The sequence below is a fragment of the uncultured Sphingomonas sp. genome (genome assembly GCF_964235535.1).
Lineage (GTDB): Bacteria > Pseudomonadota > Alphaproteobacteria > Sphingomonadales > Sphingomonadaceae > Sphingomonas.
Genome location: NZ_CAXSBH010000028.1, coordinates 16,732 through 32,532 on the forward strand (window position 1 = coordinate 16,732; position 15,801 = coordinate 32,532).

Below are 15,801 nucleotides of genomic sequence, written 5' to 3' on the forward strand. Positions count from 1 at the left end.
CGCTAGGGACGGCGTCATGCTCCCGCTGATCGCTTTTCTCGTCCAGGCCGCCGCGTCCGCGTCGCCCTCCCCGGTCCCGCAACCGCCCGCGACCATCCTGGTCGAGCCCGCCGCCGCGTTCCTTGCCGCCTGCGACGCGGACGCCGACGCGCTCACCACCCGCGCCGAGCGCGACGCCGGCGTCGCCCGCGCCTTCGCGCCGGCCGAGGCCGCCGCCGGCGAGCGCGGGGTTGGCTACATCGCCTACGCTGAGTGGGCACGCCGATGGCTGGGCGATGCCAACGCGCTGCCCGGACCCTATGAGGTCGACGCCGACGGCGATAATCGAATCACCGCCGCCGAGCTAGAACGCCGGTTCACCGCCCTGTTCGACCGCTACGACATGAATAAGGACGGCGCGCTCACCCGCGCCGAGCTCGTCACCGTCCGCGCCCGCCCGCCGGGCGAAGAGGACGGACGCGGACGGGAGCGGGGACGACGGCGGTGATCCGCCCACCGGCGTCCGCCGGTCAAGTATCCGGGTTCGCCGGAGCTGAGCGCGGCGCAAGTTAAGCCGCCAAGCCGTATACGGTCAGTTGTGAAGCTACTACTATATTTCAGGAATTTAGCTCACCAGCCGATGCTTGAGCAGGCGCGGCGTGTAACGCGTGCTGCCGCGGATAGTGGCGGCTAAGTCCACAAGGCTGGAGTCCGGGACCGGACCAAGCAGCAGCGGACCGACGAGCAGGCGCGCGAGCGCGAGGGGCGCTTTCGCGTCCTCGCCACCAACATACCCCAGTTCGTGTTCCGCTCGCGGCCGGATGGCGAGCGGACCTGCGGCAGCCCGCAATGGATCGAGTTCACCAGTTTTGATCTCGAGGAAAGCATCGGGCTGGGATGGTTGGACGTGGTACATCCGGACGACCGCAAAGTTACGCAGACGGCCTGGAGCGAGGCTCGGCAAGCAGGCGAGTATTAGGTCGAGCACCGCATCTCGCGCGTAGCGGGTTGCGATTATCGATGGCACCAGACGCGCGCCTGCCCGATCAAGGAAGGCGCGAACGGCGCGGAACCCGACTGGGTCGGCACCATGACCGACGTCCACGATTTTCGTATCCTTCAGGAGAGCCAGGAAGTGCCCTTTGGCGGAGCTTCAGCATCGCACGCGCAACCTGCTCGCCATCACCCAGGCCATCGCCGCTCAGACCCGCCGCTCCAGCATCACGCTGGACCAGTTCTCGACCGAGTTCGAAAGCCGCCTGCGGGCGCTGTCCCGCATCCAGGCGTTGCTCGCGCGCGGACCATCACGACGTCGATCTTTGCGATCTGGTGACGGCCGAGCTAGCCGCGCATGCCGGCGAAGACGGCAAGTCCAGGATCCGGGGGCCCCCCGTAACGCTGCCGGCCACGTCGGCCCAGGCGATCGGGCTCGCGCTTCACGAACTCGCGACCAACGCCGTGAAATACGGGGCTCTAAATCAGCCGGATAGCAGGTTGGAGGTCGTTTGGCGGGTCGAGGCGGACGGGACGAAGCGGCGCGTCGTATTGAACTGGACGAAGAGCGGCGTGTCCATGCCCGACCGGGACGCGCCGCGACGCAGCGGCTACGGTAGCGCGTTCATCCGGTCGCCGATGCGTTGGCGGCCGAGAGTATTCCTTTCATGTTCACCACCGGCTACGACGCGAGCGCTATTCCGGCGGCCTATTCCGACGTGCCGCGACACGAGAAGCCCGTCGACCGGGGGCGCTTGCTTCGCCAAGTCACATCGCAGCTGACCACTTAACTTCTGCTATCCACCTTCGTGTCGGCTGCTCTCGACACCGACATCCTCCTGTCCCACAGCCGTCCGCGAATGATCCGCTTCCGCTTCAACGTCCATGCCACCGACGGCCGTGCGCGCACCGGCGAGATTGCGATGCGGCGAGGCGTGATCCGCACGCCCGCCTTCATGCCAGTCGGCACCGCCGCCACGGTCAAGGCGATGAAGCCCGGCGACGTCGCTACGGCCGGAGCCGATATCATCCTGGGCAACACCTATCACCTGATGCTCCGCCCGGGCGCGGAGCGCGTCGCGCGGCTAGGTGGGCTGCATCGCTTTTCCGGCTGGGAACGACCGATCCTGACCGATTCGGGCGGCTACCAGGTGATGAGCCTCGCCGATCTGACCAAGCGATCGGAGGAGGGCGTGTCGTTCAAGTCGCATCTCGACGGCACGCGCCACCTGCTCTCGCCCGAGCGGTCGATGGAGATCCAGCGGCTGCTCGGCTCCGACATCGTCATGGCCTTCGACGAGCTGGTGCCGACCACCTCTGCGCCGGAGGTGCAGGCGGCCGCCATGGAGCGGTCGATGCGATGGGCCAAGCGCAGCCGCGACGCGTTCGACGCGGGCGACGAGCACGCCGCCGGCGCAGCGCTGTTCGGCATCCAGCAGGGCGCGCTCGACGAACGGCTCCGCAAGGCGTCGGCGGACGCGCTGCTCGGTATCGGGTTCGACGGCTATGCGGTCGGCGGGCTCGCCGTCGGGGAAGGTCAGGAGGCGATGTTCGGGTGCCTCGACTATGCGCCCGGCCAGCTCGCTCCTGACAAGCCGCGCTATTTAATGGGAGTCGGCAAGCCCGACGACATCGTCGGCGCGGTCGAACGCGGGATCGACATGTTCGACTGCGTACTGCCCACGCGCTCGGGCCGCACGGGGCAGGCCTTCACGCGGGAAGGGCCGATCAACCTGCGCAACGCGCGCTTCGCGGAGGATCAAGGCCCGCTCGACCCCGACTGCGCCTGTCCCGTATGCGCGACGTGGAGCCGCGCCTATCTGCACCACCTCGTCCGCGCGGGCGAGATCCTAGGCGCGATGCTGATGACCGAGCATAATATCTGGTTCTACCAGGCGCTTATGGCCGACCTGCGCGCGGCGATTGCGGGCGCGCGATTGGAAGCCTTCGCAAACGAGTTCCGCGCGCGCTATGCCCGGCCGAAAGGAGAGTTGACGTGACCGATGGTCGGAACGACGAGCCCAACGAGATTGTGGCGACCGCGCGCGCCGCCAAGGAGCGCAGCGAGGCCGCCGCGCGCACCATCTCCGACCGTGCGAAGAATTGGCCGCTCGGTGCGATCGGCGTGGGAGTGGGTATCGGCTCCGCCGCGGTCGCCGCCGCCCTCCTCTACGCCAGCCGATCGAAGCGCGGCAAATGAGCCGGGTCCGCGCCGCCCTGCTGATCGGGGCGGTCGCCCTGCCCGCCTCCGCCTTTGCGCAAAGCCCGCCTACCGGGGCGACGGTACCGCCGATCGCCTTTACGCAGCGCACGCTCGCCAACGGCCTGCGGGTGTTCGCGGTCCGGGACACGTCAACGCCCAACGTCGCGGTGCAGGTCTGGTACGATGTCGGTTCCAAGGACGACCCCAAGGGCCGCTCGGGCTTCGCTCACATGTTCGAGCACCTAATGTTCAAGGCGACGCGCAATCTCGTGCCGGAGCAGGTCGACCGACTGACCGAGGATGTCGGCGGCTATAATAATGCGTCCACGGGCGACGACTACACTAATTATTTCGAGGTTGTGCCCGCAAACCACCTGCAACGGCTGCTTTTCGCCGAGGCCGACCGGATGGCGAGCCTGGTGGTCGAGCCGGTGAGCTTCGCCGCCGAGCGCGATGTGGTTAAGGAGGAGCTGCGCCAGCGCACGCGCGCCACTCCTTACGGCAAGCTCTATTCGATCTATTATCCGCAAGCGTCCTACAGCGTCCATCCGTACGCCCGGCCGGGGGTCGGCAGCCTGGACGATCTGCAAGCCGCGTCGATCGATGACGTGCGCGCGTTCCATGCGACCTACTACCGGCCGGACAATGCGATACTGGTCGTGTCGGGAAACTTCGATCCCGCCCAACTCGACCGGTGGGTTGACGGCTATTTCGCGCCGATCGCCAAGCCGGATCGTCCGATCCCGCGCGTCACCGTCGCCGAGCCTGCCCGAACCCAGGCGGTCGCATGGACGGTGTACGAGCCGAACACCCCGCTGCCGGCCGTCCTGGTCAGTTACCACGTGCCGCCCGACCGCGATGCGGACACGCCGGCGCTTACCGTGCTCCAGGCGATCCTGGCGACGGGCGAGAGCTCGCGGCTGTACCGGAGCCTCGTCTACCGCGATCAGGTCGCGCAGTCGGCGGCCGCGTTCCTCGACACCAAACAGTCGACCGGCAATTTCGTGGCGTACGCGATCGTCGCGGGCGGCAAGAGCGTCGAGCAGGGGGAGGTTGCGCTCAAGCGCGAGATCGCCCGGTTCCAGACCGAGCCCGTGACCGCCGCCGAGCTGGCGGAGGCGAAAAACGAGATCCTGACCGCCGCGATCCGGCAACGCGAGACCGCCGAGGGCAAGGCCTTCGTGCTCGCCAGTTCGACGATCGTCGACGGCGATCCGGACGCATCGCAGAAGCAGCTGGACGCGGTGGCGCGCGTTAGCGCCTTGGATGTCCAGCGGGTCGCGGGTAAGTATCTGGTCGAGCGGCAGTCCGCGACGATCCGCTATTTGCCTATCGAGTCCAAGCCCGCGAAGGTCGCCGGCGACGCTCTGCCGGTTGCGGCGACGGTCCGCGTCGCCGACCTGCGCGCGCCGGCCGACGTCAGGGTGATGACACCCGCGCTCGCCGGCCAGCGCGTCCTGCCGCCCGCGCCCGCCGCGCCGATCGCGGCGGTGCTGCCACGGCCGGTCGAAACGCGGCTCGCCAACGGAATGCGAGTGATCACGGTCGAACGACGCGATCTGCCGATCGTCACCGCGTCGCTGGTCGCGACCGGCGGCGCGGCGACCGACCTGGCGGGACGTGGCGGAGCGAGCGCGCTCGCCTCGGCGCTGCTGACCAAAGGCACGACGAGCCGCTCGGCGACCGAAATCGCGCGTGCGGTCGAATTGCTGGGTGGCTCGATCGAAAGCGGGGCGAGCCGCGACGGCGCGTCGATCGACGTGACGGTCAAGTCGGACCAGATCGCTCCGGCCATGGCGATCCTTGCCGATGTGGCGGTCAATCCCGCCTTTGCGCGTGACGAGATCGAGCGAGCGCGAGCCCAATCGGTGGACGCGGTGACCGTCGAGCTGAAGGACCCGGCCCAACTCGCGCGCCTCGTCGCGGCGCGCGCGGTATTCGGGTCGGCACCTTACGGCATACCCGCGGAGGGTACGCCGTCCTCGCTCAAGGCGATTACGCACGAGGACGTGCAGCGGTCCTACCGTTCGACCTGGAGCCCGACCTCGGCGACGCTGCTGATGGTAGGCGACATCACCCCGTCAGCGGCGCAGACCCTGGCGGAACGGTATCTCGGCGCATGGCGCGGGACCGGTCCGATCCGGCAGGCACAGGCGGCGATCGCGGCTCCCGCCGAGCCGCGGGTGGTGCTGGTCGACATGCCGGGCGCGGGGCAAGCAGGCGTGGTCGTCGCCCGTCCGGCGATCGCTCGAACGGACGCGCGATTCTATCCGCTCGCGGTCGCCAACACTACGCTGGGCGGTGGTTTCTCGTCGCGGCTGAACCAGGAGATCCGGATCAAGCGCGGGCTTTCCTACGGCGCGACGAGTGTGCTGTCCGCGCGCCGGCAGGGCGGCTTGGTCGAGGCGCGGACGCAGACCAAGAACCCGACCGCGCCCGACGTGGTCGCGATCATTATCGACGAGATGCGCAAGCTGGGCACAGCCCTCGCCTCCGCCGCTGAGCTGGATACCCGTAAGGCGGTGCTCGTCGGCGGCTTTGGTCGTGCGATCGAGACGACGGACGGCATCGCCGACATACTAGGCGATTACATCGTCCAGTCGGTACCGCTGTCCGAGCTGGGTCGCTATACAGGCGCGGTGCAGGGGGTTGACCCCCGTGCGGTGCAGGCCGCCGCGGCCGAACTGCTCGACCCCGCCCGGGCGAGCGTGGTGGTGGTCGGCGACGCGCGGCAGTTCGAAGGCGCGCTACGCCGACGTTATCCGAGGCTGGAGGTGATCGCCGCCTCGGCATTGAACCTGGACAGTCCGGCGCTGAGGTGAACGGTCCCCTGCTCCGTCCCGTGGCGGGACGGGCCGGATTGGATGGCAGATCGGTAACGCGCCCCGGGCTATGGGGGCGGCGATGCGGAATGAGCGCTTTCCCCGCCGACGGCGACGCTGGGCGGTACCGGCATCGGTAGCGGCGTTCGGCGCGTCCGGGCTGACCTGGTGGGCGGTGGAGGCGCAGCACGCGCCGGTGGTCGCCTTCTCGCCGCCACTTACCTACCAGGTGACCACCGATGATGCGGTCGGCGAGCAAGCCGCGCCTGCGGCGGGCGTGACCGGAACGACCGCCTTGCCGGCCGTGCCGCAGTTGACGAGCGAGTCGGTGCAGGTCGCGATCGCCGGTGCTCGACCATTCTCCATGGCGCAGGGGAGCCCGGTCGACCGGGCGCGGGCGCTCGAGTGCCTGACGGCGGCGATCTATTACGAGGCCGCGTCGGAGCCGGATGTGGGACAGCGGGCGGTGGCGCAGGTGGTGTTGAACCGGGCACGGCATCCCGCCTTTCCCGCGACCGTATGCGGCGTCGTCTATCAAGGTTCGGAGCGGCGGGGATGCCAGTTCTCGTTCGCGTGCGACGGGGCGATGACACGCGCGCCGAGCCGGGCCGGATGGGCGCGCGCGGCGGGCACCGCCTGGGGAGCGCTGGCGGGCGACGTGTACACGCCGGTGGGATTGGCGACGCATTACCACACCTTTGCGGTCCGGCCTGTCTGGAACCGCGGGCTGGTGATGACCGAGGTCGTAGGCGCGCACTTTTTTCATCGATGGAAGGGATGGTGGGGTACGGGGGCGGCGTTCCGGCAGGAATACCAAGGCGGGGAGCCGATGCCGGGGCCGCATGGACCGGCGATGGTCCGGACGCCGGTCGCGGTCGCAGCTGTGGCATCCCCGCCGGTGCGGACTAGCCTGGCGCGGAGTAACGTGCCGCCGGTGATCGCGTCGAGCAGCTCCGCGCTGACACCCGCGCCGACCCCTGATCGGCTACCGCCCGCGTCCGAGGTGCTCGACCGGTGGAAGGAGTCGGGCACCGCGTTGAAGTAGGTGCAACCCCTGCTCATCGCCCCGCGTTCTTTCCCGGCAAGGAGAGTGCATCATGAACGACTATATTCAGCCCAAGATGGAAGGAAGTACGGAGCCGCGGCTCGATGTCGACAAAGAGCCGCAGACGATGTCTATGCAGCATCTGAAGAAGGGCGACGCGGTCGACGCGCCTGCGACGCTCGACAAGGAGCAGAATGCGCCGCAGGATGACGGCGGGCGGAAATCTTCGCTGCTGTTCGGGAAATAATGCGATCGCCCGTCACCTCGACGGAGGTGACGGGCCGCGTTCCTCAATCCTTGAGAGCGGCCGGAACCTTGCCGCCGTTCTTCTCAAGCTCACGCATCACAGCTTTGTGCAGCCAGATGTTCATTTCGGCCGAGCCATCTTTGGCTCCGGTATAGCCAAGTTCGGTGGCGAGCTCTTTGCGGTCGGCGAGGCTCGAGTTGAGATCGAGCAGCTTCATCAGATCGACAATGCTGGTGCGCCAGTTGAGGTCGGGGCCGCCTTTACGGCTCGCGATGCCCATCAGCACCTGTTCGACGTCGACCGGCTGAGCGGCAGGTACCTGGGCCGGAGCCGTCTGCGGCTGTGGCGCACGCGGCGCGGCCTGGGGCTGCGCCTGGGTGGTCTGCGGGTTAGGCTGGGCGGCGGGCTTCGAGCCGCCGAGTATGCCGCCGCCGAGCGGTCCGTTATTGCCGAAAATGGCGGATTTGATCTTGCCGAATATGCTCATGCAGGTGTTTCCTTAGCGGCCGATGGGGAGCGACTTGCCCGTGCGACGGTCAAGGCCGACCGCGGTGCAGATGTCGAGCGTGGTCACGGCGGCGACCGCGGCGATCGCGCCCCAGATCGTGCGGTTGCCGGGCGCACGCACCCGGGCGAAGTGAAGCGCGGTCAAGTCCATCGCGTCGCCCGCGACCCGGTTCCAGACGCGCAGCCCGTGCCCCGGATCGGTGACGAGACCGCCGCCCGCGACCAGCTCGCGCGCACCGAAACCGCGGATCAGCTTCTCGTGCCCCTCCGAAGACAACGCCTTGGCGATGCGCTTGGGAACGAGGAGCTCCGCCGCGCCGAGCACAAGCGAGAAAACGCCCAAACCGTAGCTGATCTTCTTCCATATCAGGCCGCCATTGTCGGTAGCCTTAGTGTCGGAGACCGTCATCATGGTATTGGTCATTTCGAACCATCCGCTTGGCTGAGACCGGAGGCGAAATCGCCGCGGTTGCCCGCGAAACCCGTCGCCGGTCCGGTGGCGGGGCGCAGGGACTCGCGCATTTCGGCCGGCACGGGCGCGGTGGGATCGGGCCGGAAGGCGTCGATCGCGCGCTCGCCCGCGCCCGGGGGTGCATCGCCCATCAGGTCCGTGGGAACGTGCTCGGGGGTTAGCGCGCTGCGGTCGGCCTTGTCACCTGTCGCATCGCCGGACGCGCCGCCGACGGGGGTGATCGTGACGATGTCGATTTCAGTCACCTCGACCAGCAAGCCGGCGGTGTCGTCATTCTGGGAGGCGGCGACGAAGGGCGTGTCGGACTGCGTGCTCGCAGGTTCGCCGATGAACTCCGGAGCGGTGCCGGTCGCGGCATGGGTCGTGCCGAGGGTCGGGGCGGGTCCGGTCGCGGCGGGTGCGGTCCTGGTGCCGTCGTCACGCTGGAACGGCACGGCCGAGCTCTTGGCGGTTCCGACCTTCTTCGACCGGCGACCGAGGAGCGCGGTCACGCCCTTGTAGGCGAGCACGCCCAAGCCGAGCGCGCCCGCGGCGAGCGCGGTGCGGCGACCGTCGACCTCGACATGGCGGTCGCGACCGAGCCGGATGCGCGTCGGTCCGCGCGTCTCCGTCCGCGTCGTAGCTGCAAATGGGGTATCGTCGGCGACGACACCGCCGGTCGGGGGCATGGAGTCGAGCGCCATGGCGTCGCTGTCGGTCGGTCGGCTGGTCATGGCGCTGACTCCTCGCCGCATGGCTGCGGCCGTTGCTGGGGTGGGTGGAGCGCGGACCGATCCGGCCCGCGCTCCGGATCGATCACATCGCGTTGCTGAAGCCGCTCACCGAGTCCGCGCCCTGGCGTACCGACTGCGCGGCCTGGCTGACTACCTCACGCGTGGACGCGCCCAGGTTCGTCTCGGCCAGTGCGGTGTCGAATTTGTCGCGCAGGTATTCCTCGCCGCGCTTGACCTCGGCCAGGATCGCGTCGTCGTCCTTGCCGGTGATCGCCGACTTCATGTCGAGGAAGATGTGATGGGCGGAGCCCAGGATCGAGCCGCCGTCCGAGGGGTCGCCGCCGAGCCGGCCTACCTCGGCCTGGAGCTGCGTCGCGACCTTCTGGCGCTCCATCGCGCGGTCCTGGAACATGGAGGCGAGGCGCTGGTTGCCGATGTCCTTGGCGCTCTCCTGATAGCCCTGGATCGAGTCGTTGACCGTCTTGATCAGCGTGTTGAGGATCGTAACGTCGTTGCCGGTGTCGGCCATCGGGGGCTCCTGCTCTCTAGATTGGAGCCCCGGGAACGCGCGAGTCGCAGGAAGGGTGCATGGGACCGACGCCCACGATCGTCCGCTCGCCCGATTTATCCGGTCGGCTCGTCCGGACGGAACATGAAATCGGGGCGGGCGCTACCGGCGGCGGCGGCCTGCGCGGAGGCGGCGGCGGCTTCACGGGCGTCGCGCGCGCCTTCGGAGCGGAGCGAGCGCTGGGCCATGGTGTTCCAGGCCTGCTGCGCGCGTTGGCTGCGCTCGCGGACATTGTCGAGGACGGCGGCGTCGGCCTCCGCCTGCGCGGCGGTGGCGCGGGCGGTGAAGAATTCGGATTCACGCATCGAGACTATCCCCTTTAACCACATAACCTACGGAGAGAGCGGAAAGTTCCACACGCGTAACGAAACGGGGCGGTCCCAGGTGGGACCGCCCCGCAGATGGACTGGTTAGTCTTGCGGCTGGAGGTTGATCGCCGACATCTTGCCGCGGCGATCCTCCTCGAGCTCGTAACCGACGCGCTGGTTCTCGCGCAGCGTCACCATGCCGGCGCGCTCGACGGCGGTGATATGGACGAACGCGTCCTTGCCGCCATCGTCGGGGGCGATGAAGCCATAGCCCTTGTCGGCGTTGAAGAACTTGACGGTACCGATGGTCATAGAGATTTCCTTCTTTTGGGAGGTCGCCCGCGTGTCGGACGACCTGGTGCCGCGGCGGCAGGGAAAGAAGGAAGAAGGTGCAGCAAAGCGCCGTAGACCGTCGATATGCGACTTGAGCGACGCGTATATGGGGAGCGCTGCGGAGCAGCGCAACCCCGTATACGCGTCGCCGGCCGGCGCGGCTACAGCCGCGACCGACGACGCGGGCTTTGCCCGCGGCCCGCCTCCCCAGCTTGACGCCGATTGACACCGCGACGGAAACGCTCACGCCCCATCGTTTCCGAAACGGTCCGCGAGCGCGGCGAACTCGGCCGCGTCCTCGGGCGGGGGCAGGACGCCGTCGATCTCGGCCATCATGACGGGCCAGAGATGGAGCAGCTGGTCCAGGCGCAACGACGGATGCGGCTTGGGCGCGTCGTGCTTCAGGAGGAACATCAGCAACCGGTCGTTGTGGACGACACGCGCGCCGACCTGCTCGCCCCGGTGCCAGACGGGCACCTCTCGACCGACCATGGCGCGCTCGGTCGCCTCGTCGAGCAGGGTCTGGCGGGCGAGGGCGATCGCGATGTCCCACAGCAGCGCGAAGACCGATCCGGGTTCGCGGCGTCGGAGCTGATATGCGCCCTGGCGGGTCATACCGACATGAGCGGCGGCGTCCGTGACCGATCCGGACACCGCCAGATGCTCGATGAAGGCGCGCTGCTTGGGCGGGTTCCAGCCCCCCGCGGTCAGGCGCGGGCGATCGGCGAGGACGACCGCGACCTGCTCGGCGGGCGTTGGTTCGGGCGGAAGCTCGCCATGCTCGTCCAGATAGTCGAGCAGGCCGCTCAGCGCCTGCGTGGCGGTGTCGATCTTCTTGGCTTCGGCGGCGCGGTGGCGTTCGGCGTAGGTCGTCGGCTCGGGCAGCGCGGCAGGCCGCGGGGCGGTATGAGGTTCGGCGGGGGTGGTCACTGATTCGTCTCCTGATGTGGGAACAAAGGGTGACCAGGGGTTTATGCAGGGAGGAAGCTTGTAGGACAGCCCCGCCGGCGAATATTTTTGCGGAAGCAGAAACAAAGCGGACCATGCGGGGCCGGCAGCCCAGTCCGACCCCCGCCTACGCAGGGGTTGACCGGCCTACTTTAGTAACTACATATCGCGTTCGTGGATATCAGCTTCGACCCGGTCAAGCGAGCGGAGACGTTGCGGGAGCGTGGGCTGGACTTTCTCGACGCGCCGAAGGTGTTCGCGAGCAGGTCGATCACAGCCGACGATCTGCGCATCGATTATGGCGAGCGTCGGCAGGTCACCTATGGCTGGCTGGACGAGTTCGCGGTGGCGGTGGTGTGGGTCGAGCGGAACGGAGCGTGCCGCGTCATCTCGATGCGGCGGATGCATGGATGGGAGATCGCGCATGTCGGACTGGATTGACCCGGACGACGCGCCGGAGCTGACGGCGGAGCTTGCGGCGGTGAGCGAGCTGCGCGTCGGCGGCAAAGTCGTGCGCCCGGCCACGGGCTATCTCGGGCCGAACGGCGTGGTGCGGGGCCGTCCGCCGCTGGGCGAGCATCCCAAGCGGCAGGTGACGCTGCGGCTCGACCCGGAGATCCTCGACCGCTTCCGCGCGGGCGGGCCGGGGTGGCAGGGGCGGATCAACGAGGCGCTGCGCAAGGCGGTGGGGTTGTAGCGGCCCCCGGCCCCGGCGTCACCAGCGTCCGCCGGCATTCTCGATCGCCGCGAGCAGCGCGCGCTTAGAGTCGGTGCGGCGGTTGCCGGCGTTGCGGGGTACGTCCGTCACTCCCGTCTCCGCACGGCGGCGCTCAATGTCCGCGGCGAACTCGCCAAGCGGGATCGGCCGCTTAGGATTGAATGGATGCGACGCCATGATCACCCGCCGTTTCGTACCTGATGCGCTTGTCCATATAGTCCATATCGGCGTCAGCATGAAGTCGAAACAGGGCGCGCGCCTGTTCGAGCATTTCCGGCGCGGCGCCAGAGGCATATTGGCCCATGCGGTCGGCGATCATGTCCTCGATGGAGACGATCGCGGCCACGCCGTCGCGGTCGAGGTCGATCAGGACCACGCGGTCCCGATCGGCCATGCCGTCGAGCAGCGACGACGATACCACCTCGAAGCCAAGGCGTAAATCAGCGTGGACCCACCCCAGAGAGGTGTGGCCGATCCCGATCGGCTTGGTGAAGCCTTCACGGCGCAGCTCGGCCTCGAACTCCTCCTGCCGCGCGGTGACGACGTCGAAGTCGCCCGTGGTAATCGCGCTCCGCGTGTAGAGCTCGACCGCGCCGCCGCCGACGAGGATCGGCGCTTCATAGCCCCGCGCTCTCATGGCCTCGCTGACGCGGGCTAAAATGCGGAGAGCGGCTTCGAACTCAGGGCGGTAGGAGGGCAGCGGATTAGGCACGCGCGCGACTACTCCCCTCTACCTTTTTAAGCCGCACGCCACGCGAGGTCGCCCGACGAGTCATCAGTATGCGCGATGATAGCGAGCCTAGAATTGCACTCGCACCTATAACACAACACCTCTTTTCCTAAACTCGCTCAGAAATGACCAAAGCAAATCTAACTCTGCTTTAATATTTCGTGACACTTTATACCCAGTGGGATCTAAATCGACTTTTTCAATCAGACAATCTGACGCTGCTATATTTATCATCATTCCATTCGGATTAGACATAGAGTAAGTAATCGGGAAAGTAAGGTCTATAACGTGACTTGGAGTTTGAGAGCCGATTAGACACTCCTTTCTAGATCTAGGATCAAAGCTTTTAGCCACGAATGGATTATAAGAAAGACTAGGATCGTTAGGCGTGATCGGAAAAACCTTTAGGATACCATTTTCATAAGCTTGGAAAAACCAATACTTTGTAGGAACAAGTTTCCAAACTTGATCTTTATGTACCGTCCATCCTCGTACAAGAATTTCATTAATCTTCGTGAAACCAACTTCACTCTTAACGACAATCTCAAAACCTCCACCCCAAGATTTTTGTAAACCGTAGCCATGTAGAGATTGCTGAATTAGAGCGCTTCCAAAGAACCTGAGTGCGCTCATCGCGCACTTATTAGATAGTATTGCACTCTCTATAATATCTTGTAGTAAAGGATTAAAGGCGTCCTCCGTTCCACTTCCTAGTGTTAAAAAACCATCAATAGTTTCAAGAGGGTACATCACAGTATTAAGCGTCATAGGATGCGCATAGTCATTCTTGTCAATAACAATGACGCATATTTCGATGTCCTCTGGATTGAGAGAGTCAGGAAAGCGACTTATAATCCTGCGTACTTCGTCCGGGGTAGGTCGACAACTACTCAAGCAAGAACATAGATACCGGTAAAACAACCTTGCTTTAGTATAAAGCCCAGACCAAAGCATCAGCGTGTTAGCATTTATCAAGACGATCTTCTGATGCAATCTCGACGGAGAGTAGCCGTCTGGAGTAACTAAACTTTCATCGTCAGTTGACCCGATTGTTGTCGGAAGCGGCACCGGCTGGGCAAAACGCCGCGAGAGCATTACATCGCCGAAAGCTACAAAGCTGGCACCGGAGTACATTGCTCCGCAAAGCGTCATGTTTGTAGTAGCCTAGTCTTAAGCATTGCATTCACCTCCGCCATGACCTGATCGTGCGGGATGATGGGGCGTCGGATGCGACCGCGACCGCGACCTTGGCGCGGAACCAGGCGTCATGCGCGGAGGCGTCCTCCGTGGTGTCGAACTCGGACTCGATGAGCGACATCTTGGCCATAAGCGCAGGCTAGCGCGGAGCGGGGTGGAGCGGAAGGGGTCACTCTTGCTTCTACTCGGCTGTTACTGCCCTCACCCTGGCGCTTCGCGCCTGTCCCTCTCCCGCGAAGGCGGGAGAGGGTAAGAGGGCTACTCAGCCGCTTCGGCGCGGGGTGCCCTGCCCTTATCCAGCAACGGCGCCAGATACCGACCCGTAAAGCTCCGCGGCTCCCTCGCCACCTGTTCGGGCGTGCCTTCGGCGACGATCTCGCCGCCCTTCACGCCGCCTTCCGGCCCAAGGTCCAGCACCCAGTCGGCGGTCTTGATGACGTCGAGGTTGTGCTCGATCACGACCACGGTGTTGCCCTGCTCGACCAGGGCGTGGAGGACTTCGAGCAGCTTGCGCACGTCCTCGAAATGCAAGCCGGTGGTAGGTTCGTCCAGGATGTAGAGCGTCTGGCCGGTGGCGCGGCGCGCGAGTTCCTTGGCGAGCTTGACGCGTTGCGCCTCGCCGCCGGACAGGGTGGTCGCCTGCTGGCCGACCTTGACGTAGCCCAGCCCCACCTCGACCAGCATCGCCATCTTGTCGCGGATGGGGGGGACGGCGGCGAAGAAGGCGGCGGCGTCCTCGACGGTCATGTCGAGCACGTCGGCGATCGACTTGCCCTTGTGCTTCACCTCCAGCGTCTCGCGGTTGTAGCGCGCGCCGTGGCAGACGTCGCACTGGACGTACACGTCGGGGAGGAAGTGCATCTCGATCTTGAGCAGGCCGTCGCCGGTGCAGGCCTCGCACCGCCCGCCCTTGACGTTGAAGGAGAAGCGGCCGGGCTTGTAGCCGCGGGCCAGCGCTTCCGGCAGGCCGGCGTACCAGTCGCGGATCTGGGTGAAGGCGCCGGTGTAGGTGGCGGGGTTGGAGCGCGGGGTGCGGCCGATCGGCGACTGGTCGATGTCGATGACCTTGTCGAGATGCTGGAGGCCGTTGATCTTGTCGTGCTTGCCCGCCAGGATGCGCGCGCCGTTCAGCTCGCGCGCGGCGGCGGCGAAGAGCGTGTCGATGGTGAAGCTCGACTTGCCCGATCCCGAGACGCCGGTGACGCAGGTGAAGGTGCCGAGCGGGATCGAGGCGGTGACGCCGCGCAGGTTGTTGGCGGTCGCGTTCTGGACGGTGATCTTCTTGCCGGTGCCGCGGCGGCGCTTGGCCGGGACCGGGACCTCGCGGGTGCCGTTGAGGTAGTCGGCGGTCAGGCTGGTGCGCGATTTCAGGACCTGTTCGAGCGTGCCCTGCGCGACGATCTCGCCGCCGTGCACGCCCGCGCCCGGGCCCATGTCGATCACGTAGTCGGCGGCGCGGATCGCGTCCTCGTCATGCTCGACGACGAGCACGGTGTTGCCGAGGTCGCGCAGGCGGCGGAGCGTGACGAGGAGCATGTCGTTGTCGCGCTGGTGCAGGCCGATCGAGGGCTCGTCGAGCACGTACAGCACGCCCGACAGGCCCGAGCCGATCTGGGAGGCGAGGCGGATGCGCTGGCTCTCGCCGCCCGACAGCGTGCCGCTGGTGCGGTTGAGGTTCAGGTAATCAAGGCCGACATTGTTGAGGAAGCCGATCCGCTCGACGATCTCCTTGAGGATGCGCTCGGCGATGGCGCGCTGCTGGTCGCCGAGGTGGTTGGGCATGTCGGTGAAGAAGGCGAGCGCGTCGACGACGGACAAGTGGGTCGCGTGGCTGATGTCCTGGCCGGCGATCCTGACGGCCAGCGCCTCAGGCTTGAGGCGCGCGCCGCGGCAGGTCTCGCACGGGGCGGCGGATTGGTACTTGGTCAGCTCCTCGCGCATCCAGGTGCTCTCGGTCTGGAGCAGGCGGCGGTTGAGGTTGCCGATCACGCCCTCGAACGGCTTCTTGACGTCGTAGC

22 protein-coding genes are annotated in these 15,801 nt (G+C 66.4%); 9 read left to right on the plus strand and 13 right to left on the minus strand.

What is annotated here, in order from left to right; all coding sequences use genetic code 11:
• The first annotated feature begins 16 nt into the window (after positions 1-16).
• A complete protein-coding gene (locus tag ACFE7F_RS09750; protein ID WP_375403664.1) occupies positions 17-487 on the plus strand; it encodes an EF-hand domain-containing protein in 471 nt (156 codons plus the stop codon).
• A gap of 117 nt (positions 488-604) precedes the next feature.
• Here ACFE7F_RS09750 and ACFE7F_RS09755 read toward each other — a convergent pair whose 3' ends face one another.
• Complete coding sequence (locus ACFE7F_RS09755) at positions 605-1,084, minus strand: hypothetical protein (protein WP_375403665.1); 480 nt, start codon at positions 1,082-1,084, stop codon at positions 605-607.
• Between the two features lie 37 nt (positions 1,085-1,121).
• Between ACFE7F_RS09755 and ACFE7F_RS09760 the strand changes: the two genes are divergently transcribed.
• The 6 genes from ACFE7F_RS09760 (at position 1,122) to ACFE7F_RS09785 (ending at position 7,289) form a co-directional block, all read left to right on the plus strand.
• On the plus strand, positions 1,122-1,469 hold the full coding sequence (locus ACFE7F_RS09760; protein WP_375403666.1) for an HWE histidine kinase domain-containing protein: 348 nt from the start codon (positions 1,122-1,124) through the stop codon (positions 1,467-1,469).
• Between the two features lie 363 nt (positions 1,470-1,832).
• Positions 1,833-2,972: a tRNA guanosine(34) transglycosylase Tgt gene (gene tgt, locus ACFE7F_RS09765; protein ID WP_375403684.1), complete on the plus strand. Its 1,140-nt coding sequence runs from the start codon at positions 1,833-1,835 to the stop codon at positions 2,970-2,972.
• Entirely contained in the window at positions 2,969-3,172 is a 204-nt protein-coding gene (locus ACFE7F_RS09770) for a hypothetical protein (protein ID WP_375403667.1), read from the plus strand. The genes tgt and ACFE7F_RS09770 overlap by 4 nt, the downstream gene beginning before the upstream one ends.
• Positions 3,169-5,997, plus strand: coding sequence for a M16 family metallopeptidase (locus ACFE7F_RS09775; protein ID WP_375403668.1), 2,829 nt, complete (start codon positions 3,169-3,171; stop codon positions 5,995-5,997). The genes ACFE7F_RS09770 and ACFE7F_RS09775 overlap by 4 nt, the downstream gene beginning before the upstream one ends.
• 82 nt (positions 5,998-6,079) lie before the next feature.
• A complete protein-coding gene (locus ACFE7F_RS09780; RefSeq protein WP_375403669.1) occupies positions 6,080-7,042 on the plus strand; it encodes a cell wall hydrolase in 963 nt (320 codons plus the stop codon).
• 52 nt (positions 7,043-7,094) lie between these two features.
• Positions 7,095-7,289, plus strand: a complete 195-nt coding sequence (locus tag ACFE7F_RS09785; RefSeq protein WP_375403670.1) for a hypothetical protein — start codon at positions 7,095-7,097, stop codon at positions 7,287-7,289.
• A 43-nt stretch (positions 7,290-7,332) separates the two neighbouring features.
• On the opposite strand, the gene ACFE7F_RS09790 is transcribed toward ACFE7F_RS09785, so the two are convergent.
• From ACFE7F_RS09790 to ACFE7F_RS09820, 7 genes are all read right to left on the minus strand, one after another.
• Entirely contained in the window at positions 7,333-7,776 is a 444-nt protein-coding gene (locus tag ACFE7F_RS09790; protein WP_375403671.1) for a DUF3597 domain-containing protein, read from the minus strand.
• A 12-nt stretch (positions 7,777-7,788) separates the two neighbouring features.
• Positions 7,789-8,220 (minus strand): hypothetical protein, encoded by a 432-nt coding sequence (locus ACFE7F_RS09795; RefSeq protein ID WP_375403672.1) that lies wholly within the window; start codon positions 8,218-8,220, stop codon positions 7,789-7,791.
• The gene (locus ACFE7F_RS09800) at positions 8,217-8,981 is read right to left on the minus strand and encodes a hypothetical protein (protein ID WP_375403673.1); all 765 of its coding nucleotides are present in this window, start codon (positions 8,979-8,981) and stop codon (positions 8,217-8,219) included. The genes ACFE7F_RS09795 and ACFE7F_RS09800 overlap by 4 nt, the downstream gene beginning before the upstream one ends.
• A gap of 82 nt (positions 8,982-9,063) precedes the next feature.
• The gene (locus tag ACFE7F_RS09805) at positions 9,064-9,510 is read right to left on the minus strand and encodes a PA2169 family four-helix-bundle protein (RefSeq protein ID WP_375403674.1); all 447 of its coding nucleotides are present in this window, start codon (positions 9,508-9,510) and stop codon (positions 9,064-9,066) included.
• A 95-nt stretch (positions 9,511-9,605) separates the two neighbouring features.
• Complete coding sequence (locus tag ACFE7F_RS09810; RefSeq protein WP_375403675.1) at positions 9,606-9,854, minus strand: hypothetical protein; 249 nt, start codon at positions 9,852-9,854, stop codon at positions 9,606-9,608.
• Positions 9,855-9,959: 105 nt separating this feature from the next.
• Positions 9,960-10,169 (minus strand): cold-shock protein, encoded by a 210-nt coding sequence (locus ACFE7F_RS09815; protein WP_331005116.1) that lies wholly within the window; start codon positions 10,167-10,169, stop codon positions 9,960-9,962.
• Positions 10,170-10,433: 264 nt separating this feature from the next.
• Complete coding sequence (locus ACFE7F_RS09820) at positions 10,434-11,120, minus strand: hypothetical protein (RefSeq protein WP_375403676.1); 687 nt, start codon at positions 11,118-11,120, stop codon at positions 10,434-10,436.
• Between the two features lie 192 nt (positions 11,121-11,312).
• Here ACFE7F_RS09820 and ACFE7F_RS09825 point away from each other — a divergent pair, with 192 nt between their 5' ends.
• Together ACFE7F_RS09825 and ACFE7F_RS09830 are read left to right on the plus strand one after the other, a co-directional pair.
• Positions 11,313-11,579: a BrnT family toxin gene (locus ACFE7F_RS09825; protein ID WP_375403677.1), complete on the plus strand. Its 267-nt coding sequence runs from the start codon at positions 11,313-11,315 to the stop codon at positions 11,577-11,579.
• Positions 11,563-11,835: a BrnA antitoxin family protein gene (locus tag ACFE7F_RS09830; protein WP_375403678.1), complete on the plus strand. Its 273-nt coding sequence runs from the start codon at positions 11,563-11,565 to the stop codon at positions 11,833-11,835. Before ACFE7F_RS09825 ends, ACFE7F_RS09830 begins: the two co-directional genes overlap by 17 nt.
• An 18-nt stretch (positions 11,836-11,853) precedes the next feature.
• Here ACFE7F_RS09830 and ACFE7F_RS09835 read toward each other — a convergent pair whose 3' ends face one another.
• The 5 genes from ACFE7F_RS09835 to uvrA all read right to left on the minus strand — a co-directional run.
• On the minus strand, positions 11,854-12,033 hold the full coding sequence (locus ACFE7F_RS09835; protein WP_375403679.1) for a hypothetical protein: 180 nt from the start codon (positions 12,031-12,033) through the stop codon (positions 11,854-11,856).
• Complete coding sequence (locus tag ACFE7F_RS09840) at positions 12,008-12,568, minus strand: hypothetical protein (protein WP_375403680.1); 561 nt, start codon at positions 12,566-12,568, stop codon at positions 12,008-12,010. The genes ACFE7F_RS09835 and ACFE7F_RS09840 overlap by 26 nt, the downstream gene beginning before the upstream one ends.
• A 105-nt stretch (positions 12,569-12,673) precedes the next feature.
• Positions 12,674-13,738: a hypothetical protein gene (locus ACFE7F_RS09845; RefSeq protein WP_375403681.1), complete on the minus strand. Its 1,065-nt coding sequence runs from the start codon at positions 13,736-13,738 to the stop codon at positions 12,674-12,676.
• Between the two features lie 31 nt (positions 13,739-13,769).
• Positions 13,770-13,913 carry a hypothetical protein gene (locus ACFE7F_RS09850; protein ID WP_375403682.1) on the minus strand — a complete coding sequence of 48 codons (144 nt, stop codon included), beginning with the start codon at positions 13,911-13,913 and terminating at the stop codon, positions 13,770-13,772.
• Between the two features lie 128 nt (positions 13,914-14,041).
• Positions 14,042-15,801, minus strand: a 1,760-nt coding sequence (gene uvrA, locus ACFE7F_RS09855; protein WP_375403683.1) for an excinuclease ABC subunit UvrA, incomplete at its 5' end; no start/stop codon positions are given.